Below are 13,836 nucleotides of genomic sequence, written 5' to 3' on the forward strand. Positions count from 1 at the left end.
GAACGGATCGCGCGTGCCATGTTCGCGTTGGCGATGCGGATGATTCCCTCGGCGGCATCTTCGGTCGTGAGCGACAGCGGCTGGGCGATGCGCTCGCGGATCACGCGGCGCGCGCCCTCCGCATCGACCGGCATGCGGCCGTTGAGCAACGCGACCGGGTTCAAACGCTGCAGCGCGACTTCGGCATCGGTGAGGGTCGGCTCGGTGCCGCCGCGCATGTAGCTGACGGGACCCGGGACCGCGCCCGCGCTATGCGGGCCGACCTTCAGCGAACCGGCGTCGTCGATCGCCGCGATGCTGCCGCCGCCCGCGCCGATCACATGGATATCGACCATCGGCGTCTTGACCGGATATCCCGCGACCGCGCGCGTCGACGTGAAGAGCGGCATGCCGTCGTGAATCAGCGACACGTCGGTGCTAGTGCCGCCGACGTCGAACGTGACCAGATTGCGAAAGCCGATCGTGCGCCCGACGGCCGCGGCACCGACCACGCCCGCCGCCGGGCCGGACAGGCAGGTGCGCACCGGGAACTGGCGCACCGTATCGATCGACATCAGACCGCCGTTCGAATGGATCGTCGACGGCGCGCGCGCGACGCCCAGCTCACGTACGCGGTTCAGGAAACGCTGGAGATACAGCGCCATTTTCGGGCCGACCGTCGCGTTGAGCGCGGTCGTCGACAGGCGTTCGTACTCGCGAAATTCGGGCAGCACGTCGCTCGAGATGCTGATGTACGCTTGCGGGAATTCTTCGGCGACGATCTCCCGCGCGCGCTGCTCGTGCACCGGATTTCGATATGCATGCAGAAAGCAGATCGTGACGGCCTGAACATCCGCGTCGCGTAGTTGCCGCGCGGCGTCGCGCACCGCGGCTTCGTCGAGCGCGACGAGCACATTGCCTTGGGCGTCGAGGCGCTCCGGCACTTCGAGGCGGTTGGCGCGGGCAATCAGCGCGGGCGCCTTGCCGACGTTGTAGTCGTAAAGATGCGGACGGGTTTGACGACCGATTTCGAGCACGTCGCGAAACCCGGCGGTCGTGATGAGGCCGGTCGCCGCGCCCTTGCGCTCGATGATCAGATTGGTCGCGACGGTCGTGCCGTGGCCTATGTGCGACACGTCGCGCGGGTCGATGCCGCGCATCTGGAGCAACGCCTCGATGCCGCTCGCGATTGCTTCCGATGGGTCATGCGGGGTGGACGGAAGCTTGTGGAAGACGGTTTCGCCGCTGCGTTCGTCGGTAACCACAAAGTCGGTGAAGGTGCCGCCGACATCAATGCCGATTCGATACATGGTTGAAGCCCTTGCTGGAGAAGTCGATGCTCGTCTCCCGACAATGTGGCCCCGGCGCAAAAGATCTTTTGAGTTGCGCTAAGCTTTCATATCGGCGAGACAGTGAGAGCATGCTAAAGCGATTGCCTGCAACGGCTAAGCGCCGCCATAAATACCCGTATCTACCAAATTTGTAGGACATGGAAAAAATTCCGGATTTGAACCTGCTGCTGCATCTCGATGCGCTGGTGCGCTGCGCCAATGTTTCGCGCGCGGCCGAAAGGCTCGGTATCACGCAATCGGCGATGAGCGCGGCGCTCTCGCGACTCAGGCGGGTATTCAACGATCCGCTGCTGATCCGCGAAGGCAACAACGCGCGCCTCACCGATCGCGCGATCGCGCTCGGGCAGCAGTTCCAGCCGCTCGTCGAGCAATGGCTCGACGTCACGCTCGACCGGCTCGACTTCGATCCGGCCGAGTCGCGCCGCGCATTTACGCTGTATGCGACCGACTATGTGCAGTTCGCGTTGCTGCCCGCGCTCGCGTCGACGCTTGCGCAGGACGCGCCGCACATCGCGCTGACCGTGCTGGCCGCGCGGCCGCATCACGGGCTCGCGATGCTGGAGTCGAATCACGTGGAATTTGTTGCGGGCTACTATCCCGAGCCTGCCGACACGCTGAGAATGCGGCCGCTGTTCGATGACCCGGTGGTGTGCGTGGTGCGCGAGGGCCACCCGTGCCTGACCCGCGAATGGGATCTCGACGCGTGGCTCGACTACGGGCATATCGATCTGGCGGCGCACACCCGCAATGCTGGAGAACTGCTCGACCGGCGGCTGGAACAGTTTGGCAAGCGCCGCACGGTGAACATGACGCTGTCCAGTTACCTGGCCGCGCCGTTTGTCGTCGCACAGTCCGATCTGATTGCCAATATCCCGCAGAGAATCGCGCAGATGCTAGGCGGTCATGGACTCGTGATCCGGCCCGTGCCGCTCGCGGTGCCGCCCATTCAGATCTCGCTCTACTGGCACGAGCGTTATCAGAACGACCCGGGGCATACGTGGCTTCGTCAATATGTCACGCGGCGTTTTCAGGAAAATACTCAACGTGGGTGAGAAGTCGCGACGATAAACGGGGGTCGTGATCATTCACATCACAATCACGGTCCCGCGGTGAATGAATGCGAGCGCGGGACCGTGATTGTTGAAAGCGGCTTACTGCCGGGCGCCCGTGTCGTGAACGATATCCTTGCCGCGGGTCTCGGACAGCGTCCATAGGGCAATCGTCGAAAGCGACGACAGGCACATGCCGACGACCATCATCGACCAGCCCAGACCATAGCGGCTCGACATGAAGCCGATCAGCATCGGACCGAAAGCCGCTACGCCGCGTCCGACGTTATAAGTGAAGCCTACCCCGGCCCCCCGGGCGGCGGTCGGAAACTGCTCGGAGAGAATCGAGCCGAGCCCGCCCGCAGCCGACGAAATGCTCATGCCGACCATGAACACCAGGACATAACCCATCGTCAGCGATTGCACGGGTGTATACAGAAATGCGGCCACGCTCGACATCGAGAACAGGATCGCCGTGGTCTGGGTCGGCCTGCGTCCGAATCGGTCGTGAAAGAACCCGCTGCCAATGTAGCCGATGAAGCCACCGACAATCTGGATCAACATGAAGGTGGTCGTGCCCGCGACGTGCAGGCCGCGTTCCGTTGCCAGATACAGCGGCAGGAACGACATAATCGCGTAGTAGTTGCCCTGGATGCCGACGAGGAACACGGTCGACGATAGCGTCGCCGCGCGCAGGTCCCGATGAAACAGCCGGGCAATACCCTGAAAAGGATTCAGCGGTTTGCCGGTGCGCGCCGGATCGACGCGGTCCTCTATGCCACGACGAATGACGAAGATCGCGAGCGCCGGAAGCAATCCTAGAATGAATAGCCAACGCCATGCAGTTTCAGGCGGCGCGAGCGAGAACACCACAAAATTGGCAATAGTCGATCCGGCCCAACCGACCGAGTAGGCGCTCTGCATGAACGCCATCAATCGGCCGCGGCTTTCGGCGCGCGCATATTCGGACAGCAGCGCAACGCCCACCGGCCACTCCGCACCGAAGCACAATCCTTCGAGCGTGCGCCACAGCACCAGTTGCGTGGCGTTCTGTGCGGTCGCGGTCATCGCGGTGGTAACGCTGAAGCCCACCACCACCCACACCAGCACGCGCACGCGGCCATAGCGGTCGGCCAGTGCACCGCCGAACATACCGCCGATGGCGGAGGCAACGAGACTCGCCGTCGCGATCGTCCCACCGATCCCGATAGATAAATGGAGCGAAGTCAGAATCGCGCCGAGCGCGAGCGCAAACATCGTGTGATCGAAACCGTCGAGTCCCCAGCCAAGCGCGGACGCGGCCACGACGCGCCGATAGCGCGTTATGTCCGCCGGTTCCGCGCCGTCGACCCCCTTCGTCGGTGTCGAACCATCAAGCGAAAGCGACCGCTTCATGCCAATACTCCTGTGATGCAATGGATTGAGTTCATGTTGATAAGGCCCGGGAAAGGTCCTGATCAGTTCGTGGTGAAATGCGCGCTTGTGAATGGCTGCAGCGACGTTTTCGGTGTTTTGTCCAGCAGCAGCTTCAGCACGTCGGGTCGCGAATAATGTCCGGCGCCGTCCACGAGTCGCTTCATGTCGCGGAGCAACTGAAAATCGAGGTCGGCAAACAGAATCTGTTCGCTGTCAGCCGTGGCTCTGCAAAGGTATTTGCCATTCGGCGCGACCACCGACGACGAGCCGCCGCCCAACTTTAAGTCGGTCCCACCGAATTCGCCCAAAACATCGAGCATGTCCTGAGTGAGCACGGCGGTTGGCGAAAGGACGAAGCACTGACCTTCGATCGCGTACTGGCGCGCTGCGGCGTCCATCGCATCGAGCGACCAATGGGCGCCTCCTGGCCAGGCGCCGACGTGGATTTCCTGCCCTTGGGCCTGCAGCGCGTAACGGAATAACGGATTGATATTCTCGAAGCAGATCAATCCGCCGACGCGCCGGCCGCCCAGTTCGAACACGCTGAGATCGCTGCCGTCGCCTTGCCCATAGAGCATTTTTTCCTGCAGCGTAGGCAGCAGCTTGCGTCTGACACCCGCTATGGCGCCAGAGGCGTCGATAAAAGCCTGCGAGTTGTACAGCGTTCCACCCGCTACTTCGTTCATGCCAAGCACGACGGAGCAGGCATTGTCACGGCATCGCTCCTGAATCGGAGCCAGGTCTCCCGCGCCGATGTTCACTGCTTGCGCAACCAGCTTCCGGCCCAGTTCGATGACGGGGCGCGACGACTCGCGCAAGCCTCTGAGATCGTACGCCTGCACAAACATCGACCAATATGGATAGCCGGACACGAACGCTTCAGGAAAGACTGCGAGCTGTGCGCCCTGTTTCGCGGCATCGTCGATCGCGGTGCATGCTTTGATGATTGTCGCCGCCCTCTCGAAGGGAACGGGCGCGGCCTGTATCACGGCTACTTTCATGCGGGAATTCCTGCGCTAATAGGTGTTGGAGAGCGTTGAGCCGCTTCCCTCGGGACGTAACCGGCTTCTCACTTACCGCGAAAATAACCGGTTCATGCGATTTTCGAGGTTCGCTGGGCGTCATGCGTGCGTCGCAACTCACCGCTCAGACGGCGTCTTTGCCGCGCCACGTGTTGGGGCACAGTGAGCGAACGGCCTGATCATAGGCTCGCCAAAACCATGGACCGAACCACTGCCATAAATGGTCCTATCGACCGCATTTGTAGGCACAGGGCGTTGTATCAACGGCCCGTCGAAGGCGCTGGTGGAAGGTGGCGGCGCATGGCTATTTATTCCGCTCCTTCGCGCCCGGTATGTCGGGCTGTCCCCTGCTCAGCCATTGCTCGCCTCGCCAACATGCCCAAAGTGTGCATCTCCTTTTCAACGTCGGGGGTCCACGGACGACCATAGTTAAGGCGGATGTGACGGCGAAATTCGCGGCTGCATGAAAAGATTGCACCAGGTGCTATCGCAATTTCGTGCGCTTCCGCCATCTCGAACAATTGCACTGCTTCGACTCCTTCCGGAAGTTCCACCCATAGAAAGAATCCGCCCGGCGGCCGGACCACTAATGTCCCCGGGGGGAAGTACCTGACGACAGCGGCCACCATCCGGGTCTGAAGGCACGCCAGCTCGCGACGCAGTTTGCGTAGAAGCCGGTCGTAGTCCCCATGCTCAAGGTAGTCGGCAATGGCGCATTGCGCGGGCACGGACGCCGGGGCCATGGTCAGCCAACGCGCGTGCTCAACTCTCGCGGCGTATCGCCCCGCCGCTACCCAACCGAGGCGCAGTCCGGGCGCCAGGCTCTTCGAAAACGAACCGCAGTGCAGCACGAGGCCGTGAGAATCGAAGCGCTTCGCCGGATACGCGGGCGTCAAGCCAAAATGCAGTTCGCGGAATACGTCGTCCTCGATTAGCGGCACACCATGTTTTGCCAGCAGCCTCACGAGCGCCTCCTTCCGTTCATCGGAGAGCGTCGCGCCGGTAGGCTGGTGCAGGGTCGTCATAAACCAGCAAGCCCGTACCGGATGGTGCCGCAACGCCTCCGCTAATGCGCCGAGGTCGAGTCCACGGTGTGGATCGACAGGGATCTCCACGGCCTTCAGATGCAGGCGCTGAACCGCATCTTGCACAGCATGGAAAGCGGGCCGTTCTATTGCGATGGTGTCGCCAGGCTGCGTCAGAACCTGCAAACACAATATCAGTGCGTCGAGCGCGCCGCTCGTCACAACAACCTCATCGATTGGAACGGTAACGCCTGTGACAATGTAGCGCAGGGCGATCTGGCGACGCAGATCTGCTTCAGCCTTTCCCGCTGACAAGGCATTCTGGGAACTCGCCATACTCCGGGTCGCCGCAGTCAACGAGCGCGAGATCTGTCCAAACGGGAACAGTTGGGCGCTTGGCTCCGAAGAGCCAAGCCCCGGATGCGCGCATCGACGTTGAGCCTTCATGAAGCGGATAACCAAACTGTCGCCATCCGCCTCGTCAATACTGCGCTTTGGAACTATCGTTAGTGATTTCGTTAGCGCAGGCCGACTTGCGACGAAATAACCAGACCGAGGTCTTGCGACGATCAGGCCTCTTCGTTCGAGCGTGTAGTAAGCCTGGAAAACCGTTGACGGGCTGACGCGGTACGAACCGCTCGCCTGGCGCACCGACGGGAGCCGCACGCCGGGCTCAAGCGTACCGCTCGCAATCAGGTTTTCGAACTCTGCCGCCAGCTGGAGATAGCGCTTCATTATTATGTCATGCTAATTACGGTTCACTCGGGTCGCTGCGGTTGCGGGCGGAATGCCTCATTAGAAATTTCGGACCCGCCAGCCGAGCACGGTTGCAGCTCCCGCTGGCTTTGAGGACGGGGCGTTGGCGGTCTGGAGAAATTCCTTCAACCGGCTGGCGCCGAGTGCACGGCTGTAGAAGAAGCCTTGACCGAATTCGGCCCGGCTTGCCCGCGCGATGTTGTGATGCGTCGCGTTCTCAATGCCTTCGACCACGACCACGGCGCCCATCTCATGGCCCATGCTCGTCAACGCACTGATCTGTCTGGAGCGATCATCGGGATCCATTCCCAGCACTTCCCTGTCAAGCTTCACCATCTCAAAGGTCATCTCTGGCGGCAGTTCAAGTCCGACGTCGGTGGGACGCACGCCCGACAGGGCAAAACGCATTCCTTTATTACGCGCCTGCGCCATCATCGGGATGAGACGTTTTCTGAACTTCCTCGCGCTGTCTGCCCCGACCTTCAGTATCAGCGGCGGAAGACCGAGGGAACCAATGTCGCCCAGGTCCGCGATGAACGCGGAACTTACCAGGTAAGAAGCGGGGGCGGTAACGCCCAGGTAGAGCGATTTCGGAGCGCCGATTTCCTGCAGATCCTGAGCGGCACGCGACAGGACGAATCGCGTCATTGGCCCGATCAGGCTACTGCTCTCAATGAACTTCATGTAGTGGGCCGGCCCCAGCGCGCCATATTTCTCGTTGTCCCATCGCAGTAACGCTTCGACGCCGACGCACCTGGCCCGCCGCACGCCGACGACAGGTTGATACTCAACATGGAACCGGCCACGACGCAGCCCAGCACGCGCTGCACGCAGCAGGGACGTGTCGTAGCGAAACCACCTTGTGAGGGCCCAACCGACAAGAACGACCAGGAGCGCCACTAGAATCGGCCACAGTATAAATCTCAATATGGTCCATGCTGATGGACGCTGCGCAGCCGTGCTCGCCAAAGGCTGCGCCGAGACGAGTGTGTCGGTATCGATCGAAGGTGAGACCGCTTGTGGTTCGCAACCCGTACCCAATGAGCAATCCGGGAGCGACATCGCCGACGGTTCCGGCGCCTGCTCCGCGCGATCGACCCACGACGCGGTACCGGCCACCGCGCCAGAGGCCAAAAGGCCGTTTCGTTCTGCCGCCGCGTGGGCGCTGATTTGCCACCGCAGTTCTCTAAGCAGCGTCACAACGTTCGGCCCCGAACTGGCCATCGCAGCAGCGGTGCTGGGCGCACCGCCACGCGTGTCGTCGAGCGAATCGCAAGTATTAGTCAATAAAGGCATCGGACCAGCAACCGGTCCGGCAAGCGCGGCGGGAATAGTGGGAAACGGCGCAATGGACGCGCAGGCTGAGCCGAAATGAGTCGCGGGCGCCGGTGGACCGGCAAGCCAGTCCGTCAATTGCTGCCAGACGTTGCTTTCAAACGAAGGACTGCGGCTCGAGCCAGTTGCGGGCGGAGCTGCAAGAGCGAGCGAGGCGCCTGCGCAGATGACCAGGACGACTGCGAACCCCCGACTCGAGGCGCCACGAAGCGCGATGAAGGCGCTGCATCTGATGGTTGATACCGGGAACCCAAATGCCATTGATTTTTCGCTAAAAGAATTCGGCCTGGAAATCGTTATCGATGGGACCTACGCGGAGGCGAAACATCGAAAGATGCGGAACCTGTCTGCGCCGCACTTTGCCAGCGTGTGTGCGTTCGCAATAGAAGCAGATTGCAAAAGAAAGGCCGTATCAGATAGATAAGTGGCATTCTTACAAGCGTGAGTGCGTGCTACCGGGGCGGATCCGACGCCCGCAACGGTGTTATCTGTGAGGAGTACAAGTTGAAACGGTACGAGCGGCTGGCCGACCAACTCAGTGGGCTCATCAAGCGCGGTGATCTGCCACCCGGCGCGCGTATCCCTTCGGTGCGCGCGGCGTGCAAGGCTTGGGGCGTGAGCCCCGCGACGGTATTTCGTGCCTATTACCTGCTCGAAAGTCGGGGTTTGATTAAAGCGCGCCCGCGTTCCGGCTATTTCGTGTCGCCAGCTGCCATAGAATTGGCGCGGCCAAGGCCTGAGACCTCTCCGGGCACCGACCCGAAGACCGTCAATATCAGCGACCTTGTCTTTGAAGTCCTCAAGACGATCAGGCAGCCCGAAACTGTTCCACTTGGTTCGGCTTTCTTGAGCCCTTCGCTGTTTCCAATGACGCGCGTCGGAAAGTCATGCGCGACGGTCAATCGTGCAACGGACCTGGCCAGCATGGCCGACGGATTGCCGCCAGGGCACGAGGGATTGCGCCAGCAGATTTCGTTGCGTTACCTGAGGATGGGTATGACGGTGCCCGTCGACGAGATAATCATTACGAGCGGTGCACTCGAAGCCCTGACGCTAAGCGCCCAGTTGCTCACCGCTCCAGGCGACGTGATCGTGATCGAAAAGCCGACGTTCTATGCAGCGCTGCAGGCTATCGAGCGTCTCAGGCTGAACGTGGTGGAGATTCCTGTCGACCCTGCGAAGGGGCATGATCTCGATGCGCTCGCGCGTGCACTGCAGCAACATCCGGTCCGCGCCTGCTGGTTCATGACCTCGTTCCACAATCCGACCGGGGTGACATTAGACGATTCCAGGAAGCAGGCGCTGGTTGATCTGCTCGCCAGACACGACGTGCCGCTCATCGAGGATGACGTCTATACCGAACTGCATTTTGGCCCCGACCCGGTGCGTCCGGCCAAATTCTTCGACCGCAAAGGTCTGGTCATCCATTGTGGATCGTTCGCGAAGTGCCTTGCGCCCGGATATCGCATCGGCTGGGCGGCAGCCGGAAGGTTCGCGGGTAGCCTGCAACGTGCGAAATGGATGACCACCCTATCGGCCAGCGTCCCGGCGCAGCGCGCAATCGCCGACTATCTGGAGCACGGCGGCTACGAACGTTTCCTGCACAAACTACGTCGCGAGCTGGCCCTTCAGCAATCGCAAATGCTCGACGCGATTAGCCGGTATTTCCCGGCCAATACGATGGCGACGAGGTCTGACGGCGGCTATTTCACGTGGGTGGTACTACCGGATTACGCAGACTCGATACACCTCTTCCAGGCTGCGCTCAACCGTGGCATCAGTATCGCGCCCGGACCTGTGTTCTCTGCGGACGGCGCCTTTCGACACCATGTGCGTCTGAACTATGGATATCCGTGGTCGGCGCGGCTCGATAAAGCGGTTGCGACACTAGGTGCCCTGTGCGCCGATGAAGCGCATTGCGGCGCAAAGCTGGCCGGTCCGGTTCGGCCGGCATGATACGCGCGTCGATCTCAACCCGGCACGCCGGCCGGTGAATCGCGAAGCTCGTGCACGACAATACGCGCCTTGCCTGCGACTTTCGCACGATACATTGCGGCATCCGCCGCGCGTAACAGGGTTTCCCCACTCAATGACGCTGCCTGGCCGCGCAGCAGCATCCCGATACTGGCCGATAACCGCACGACCTTCGCCCCGAACGTTATGGGCCGGCTTAGTGTCAGCAGGATTGCACGTGCGATTCTCTCCAGCGCTGCACGATCGATTTCGGGGCCGGTCAGCAGCACGGTGAACTCATCCCCGGCATGCCGCGCGACCAGATCCCCGCCACGCACGCAGCGGCTGATCCGGCGCGCGGTTTCAACCAGTACTTCGTCGCCGCACTGATGCCCGTACGTATCGTTCACAGCCTTGAAGCCGTCCAGGTCGATAAACATGATGGCAGCCACACCGTCGCCGCCTGCTGCGCATGCCTCATCTAGCCTCTCGAGGAACGAGCGTCTGTTCGGCAGGCCGGTCAGCGGGTCGTGGAACGCCTGATGCCGCAGGCGATCGAGCAACGCCTTTCGCTCCGTCACATCCTGCACCAGCAGGTAGTATCCGTCAGACGACTGATCGTCGACGCAACGCGGCACCAGCACACCACGCAGGACACGTTGACTCCCGTTAAGCGTCGCTCCAACCTCGTACTCGACCCTTTCGCCATTGAGCGCGCGTTGGACGTACGGCTCGATGGCAGCAAAATAGCCAGCGTCCAGAACCTCGTGGGCGAGCCGTCCCACGATCTCCTCCGGGTCCAACCCAAACCACTCGCGATAGGTTGAATTGGCAAACCGATAACGCCGCTCACCGTCGACATAAGCGACCAGCACCGGCAGATTGTCAGCGATGGCGCGCAAATCTACGCGCGTGGCTCCCAATTGTCGCTCGGCGGTCGTCAGTTGCTCATGCGACCTGCGCAGAACTTCCGAGGCCTCATGGGCTGCCCTATGCAACGCAGCCTCCCGCGCATCGCGCGCGATTTTCTCCCGTTGCTCCGCCTGGGTATCGTGAATGACAAACAGCCAGCCTCCGTTGCCGGTCGACCCCACCTGCTTCAATGCCACCTGCACTCGCGCTGGCTTACTTTGCTTGTTGCGCAACCGGAACGTTACGTCCAGCGTCAGGGCCTCGACCCCTCGGCCATGATCGAGTGCCCGCACGACCTGTTCAAGCCTGGTCCGGTCGCTCGCATCCAGCAGATCAAGTATGTTTGTTTTCGTCAGCGGAGCGCGCGAGTGCGCGAAGAATTTCACGCAGGCGTCATTCATGTGCCACCACTCCCAGTCCCTTCCAATATGCGCGATAGCAACCGGAGTCCGATGGAACGTCTCGACGTAAAGCGCATGTTGGGCCTGAAGCCGGTCGATTGCCTGAAGTACCTGCAAACGATCGGAGCTGTCCAGCTTGCGCAGGGCAACTTCGTGCTGGATCGTTTGCCCGAGATCTACCAGCATCTGACGCTGTTTGCGCGTGAAGCGCCGCGGTAGCGAGTGCATCACGCATAGCATACCGATAGGTTTGCCGCACGGTAGGCGCAGCGCAATGCCAGCGAAAAAGCGGATTCCCAATTCGGTGGTTGCCAGCGACCCCCGCGCAAGCTCCGCATCGGACAACGCATCCCTGACGACGAACGGTTCCTCGCATTGGAGCGTCCGGTTATAGTATGACTCCACATGGAACACGATGTCCCGTTCGCACCCGCTTGCGCCTATGACTTCTGGCTGGCCCATTCTGTCGAGACATACGACGGATATTGGTAGATTCAGCGCGCGCGCGGTGACTCGGGTCACGCGTTCAAAGTACTGATCGTAGTCGGTTTCTGGTGGCATGGCGGCGCCGGCTGGTTATCGTTGTTGTCGTTGCTGCTGCGGCTGCGGCTGCGGCGGCGGCGGCGGCGGCGGCGCATCCATGATGCATTCGTCTTGCACTCCATGCTCCGTTCCGGTCAGATTGTGTAACGCGCTTATCGGCGTCTTCGCCGACGCAAAGGCGCGAAGTTGATCGATTGCCATCGGCTTCCCATACCAGTATCCCTGCGCGAGGTCGATTCCCGAGCGCTGCACCACATCGTGTTCTGCAGCGCTCTCCACGCCTTCCACGACAACTTTCGCACCAAGTGAATGCACCAACGCAGCTACTGACTTCAGAAACTGGATGCGCGCTTCGCCGCGCATAGCTAGAAATCTCCGGTCTACTTTCACGTGATCGAACCGAAAGTCCGCGAGTAGGTCCAGATTGCTGAAGCCGGTGCCGAAATCGTCAAGTGACAGACGTACGTCGCGTTGCCGCAAATGGCTAAGCGCCCCGACAACCCGCGGCGTACGCGCGACGCAACTGCGCTCGGTGAGTTCCAGAACGAGGCGCTCCAGCATCGGACCGGCGGACTCACAGATATCCTCGACAAAGCGGTCATCCATCAGATGCCGGGCGCAGATATTTACCGATATATGCCAGTGCTGAACAAACGGCAGTTGGGCCAGTGCGCTATTCGCCTCGCGCAGCACGAAACGGGTCAACACGCAGAGCAGACGCGTGCCTTCGAGTCCTCCAATGAACTGCGCGGGGCCCCCAACTCCGAACTTTGGATGGTCCCACCGGAGCAAGGCTTCCAGCCCGACGCAATGTCGCGTGCGAATGTCCACAATGGGCTGATAGACAACATAGAACTCCCCGCGGCGAAGACCGATGAGCGCCGCGCGCCGCAATCTTGCTTTTGGGCGAACCAGATAACTAACGTACACAGCCGCGGAGCAAGCCGATAGCGCGACAACCAGCACCACGGCGTCTCGAGATGCGATCAGGCTGGCCGCGAGCAATCCAGCCACGCTCAACGCAACAGCAACAGTCACCGTCACTTCAAGATGCCCATCGAATACAGGTCGCAACCGGCGCATTCGTGCTGTGCAGCGTTGGAAAAATTGCATGAAGTTGCTTTCGCACCGTTATTTGTGCTGCGTACTATGACCTGACTGCGTTTCGAAAACGAGTAGCAGTTGCGTGTCAAAACATGCGTATCAGATCCACCGTCACACGCGGGGTAAGTCGGCGCGGCAATTCGCTGAGGCAGGCTTGGCCGGCCCGGTTATGACTTGCCCAAGTACGCCCCTTTTGAGTGCGATAACCCATCCCTCGGGATCGTCGTCAGCGATCGTGGCGAACTGCGCCCCCGCCGGAATGACTGCGACATATGGAGCACTTATCACAATGGAGTGATTCACTCCGAGGTCGTCGCAGCCCGCAGCCTGCACAACAGTGGTACCTGTCGGCATAACGAGCTGGAGTCCCTGCACCGAATTCAGCCCGCCATTGGTGAAAGCGACGTTCATCGGTTGGCAACGTGACCGTGATCCGGGGTCAATCCTGTCGTTTGCTTCATGACAACCAGAAGCCTCCTCGTTGCATACCTAAGCTTACGTCGAATTCAAAGCTTCTTAAGGCGAATTCGTTATATGGGCAGATGTGGCTGGCCGAGAAGCCGCCACCAATTATCGCAGCAATCCGGAGGAATGCTCCGTGTCCCAGAGCGGCGTTTGACGCTCAAGCAGTGTCCTTCCCTTCGACGCTAGACTACAGTAAGCAGCCAGGTGCTGGCCGAATGCGACGTCAGCTGGAAACCTTAGCGGGGATGCCGATGATTTCACACGTACTATTGCTTCAGGCGATCTTGCGCATGGTCGCGGCAGTGCTGGTGGGTTGTGTTGTCGGGCTCGATCGAAACCTGCGTGGCAAGCCAACCGGCGTCAAGACATTGGGCACTCGTAAGTCATTTCGATACTGCGCAAGTTCCGCGGTGGCTCGTTCCGGCTTTCAACGCCTGACAATGTGCGCCGTTGATAAACCTTGCTGCAGCACAATTCGTGTTGCCCGTGTCGAATATGACTGGGCACCCCGCGCGTCAGAAAGT

9 protein-coding genes and 1 pseudogene are annotated in these 13,836 nt (G+C 60.9%); 3 read left to right on the forward strand and 7 right to left on the reverse strand.

Features of this window, described 5'->3' with window-relative positions:
* Positions 1-1,289: hydantoinase/oxoprolinase family protein (locus QOC89_RS23305; protein ID WP_323047176.1), on the reverse strand; the 1,289-nt coding region annotated here is incomplete at its 3' end.
* 179 nt (positions 1,290-1,468) lie between these two features.
* Between QOC89_RS23305 and QOC89_RS23310 the strand changes: the two genes are divergently transcribed.
* Positions 1,469-2,383, forward strand: a complete 915-nt coding sequence (locus tag QOC89_RS23310) for a LysR family transcriptional regulator (RefSeq protein ID WP_323047177.1) — start codon at positions 1,469-1,471, stop codon at positions 2,381-2,383.
* A gap of 99 nt (positions 2,384-2,482) precedes the next feature.
* Here QOC89_RS23310 and QOC89_RS23315 read toward each other — a convergent pair whose 3' ends face one another.
* The 4 genes from QOC89_RS23315 to QOC89_RS23330 all read right to left on the reverse strand — a co-directional run bounded on the left by QOC89_RS23315 (position 2,483) and on the right by QOC89_RS23330 (position 8,195).
* Positions 2,483-3,775 carry an MFS transporter gene (locus QOC89_RS23315; RefSeq protein WP_323047178.1) on the reverse strand — a complete coding sequence of 431 codons (1,293 nt, stop codon included), beginning with the start codon at positions 3,773-3,775 and terminating at the stop codon, positions 2,483-2,485.
* Positions 3,776-3,837: 62 nt separating this feature from the next.
* A complete protein-coding gene (locus tag QOC89_RS23320; protein ID WP_323047179.1) occupies positions 3,838-4,797 on the reverse strand; it encodes a carbon-nitrogen hydrolase family protein in 960 nt (319 codons plus the stop codon).
* Positions 4,798-5,126: 329 nt separating this feature from the next.
* Positions 5,127-6,578 carry a PLP-dependent aminotransferase family protein gene (locus QOC89_RS23325; RefSeq protein ID WP_323047180.1) on the reverse strand — a complete coding sequence of 484 codons (1,452 nt, stop codon included), beginning with the start codon at positions 6,576-6,578 and terminating at the stop codon, positions 5,127-5,129.
* Positions 6,579-6,638: 60 nt separating this feature from the next.
* The gene (locus QOC89_RS23330) at positions 6,639-8,195 is read right to left on the reverse strand and encodes an EAL domain-containing protein (RefSeq protein ID WP_323047181.1); all 1,557 of its coding nucleotides are present in this window, start codon (positions 8,193-8,195) and stop codon (positions 6,639-6,641) included.
* A gap of 243 nt (positions 8,196-8,438) precedes the next feature.
* Here QOC89_RS23330 and QOC89_RS23335 point away from each other — a divergent pair, with 243 nt between their 5' ends.
* Complete coding sequence (locus QOC89_RS23335; protein ID WP_323047182.1) at positions 8,439-9,890, forward strand: PLP-dependent aminotransferase family protein; 1,452 nt, start codon at positions 8,439-8,441, stop codon at positions 9,888-9,890.
* A gap of 14 nt (positions 9,891-9,904) precedes the next feature.
* Here the strand turns inward: QOC89_RS23335 and QOC89_RS23340 are convergent, their stop codons facing one another.
* Both QOC89_RS23340 and QOC89_RS23345 read right to left on the reverse strand, forming a co-directional pair.
* A complete protein-coding gene (locus tag QOC89_RS23340; protein WP_323047183.1) occupies positions 9,905-11,761 on the reverse strand; it encodes a diguanylate cyclase domain-containing protein in 1,857 nt (618 codons plus the stop codon).
* Between the two features lie 15 nt (positions 11,762-11,776).
* Complete coding sequence (locus QOC89_RS23345) at positions 11,777-12,856, reverse strand: EAL domain-containing protein (protein ID WP_323047184.1); 1,080 nt, start codon at positions 12,854-12,856, stop codon at positions 11,777-11,779.
* 707 nt (positions 12,857-13,563) lie between these two features.
* Here QOC89_RS23345 and QOC89_RS23350 point away from each other — a divergent pair.
* Positions 13,564-13,836: pseudogene (locus tag QOC89_RS23350) on the forward strand (hypothetical protein); the annotation flags it as partial.

It is taken from the genome of Paraburkholderia sp., from assembly GCF_034668105.1.
Classification (GTDB): Bacteria; Pseudomonadota; Gammaproteobacteria; order Burkholderiales; family Burkholderiaceae; genus Paraburkholderia.

What these genes read in the sequence shown, in the direction of transcription:
- QOC89_RS23315 (WP_323047178.1), bottom strand. Translation starts at nt 3,775, where the DNA reads ATGAAGCGGTCGCTTTCGCTTGATGGTTCGACACCGACGAAGGGGGTC.
- QOC89_RS23345 (WP_323047184.1), bottom strand. Translation starts at nt 12,856, where the DNA reads ATGCAATTTTTCCAACGCTGCACAGCACGAATGCGCCGGTTGCGACCT.
- QOC89_RS23320 (WP_323047179.1), bottom strand. Translation starts at nt 4,797, where the DNA reads ATGAAAGTAGCCGTGATACAGGCCGCGCCCGTTCCCTTCGAGAGGGCG.
- QOC89_RS23330 (WP_323047181.1), bottom strand. Translation starts at nt 8,195, where the DNA reads ATGGCATTTGGGTTCCCGGTATCAACCATCAGATGCAGCGCCTTCATC.
- QOC89_RS23325 (WP_323047180.1), bottom strand. Translation starts at nt 6,578, where the DNA reads ATGAAGCGCTATCTCCAGCTGGCGGCAGAGTTCGAAAACCTGATTGCG.
- QOC89_RS23310 (WP_323047177.1), top strand. Translation starts at nt 1,469, where the DNA reads ATGGAAAAAATTCCGGATTTGAACCTGCTGCTGCATCTCGATGCGCTG.
- QOC89_RS23340 (WP_323047183.1), bottom strand. Translation starts at nt 11,761, where the DNA reads ATGCCACCAGAAACCGACTACGATCAGTACTTTGAACGCGTGACCCGA.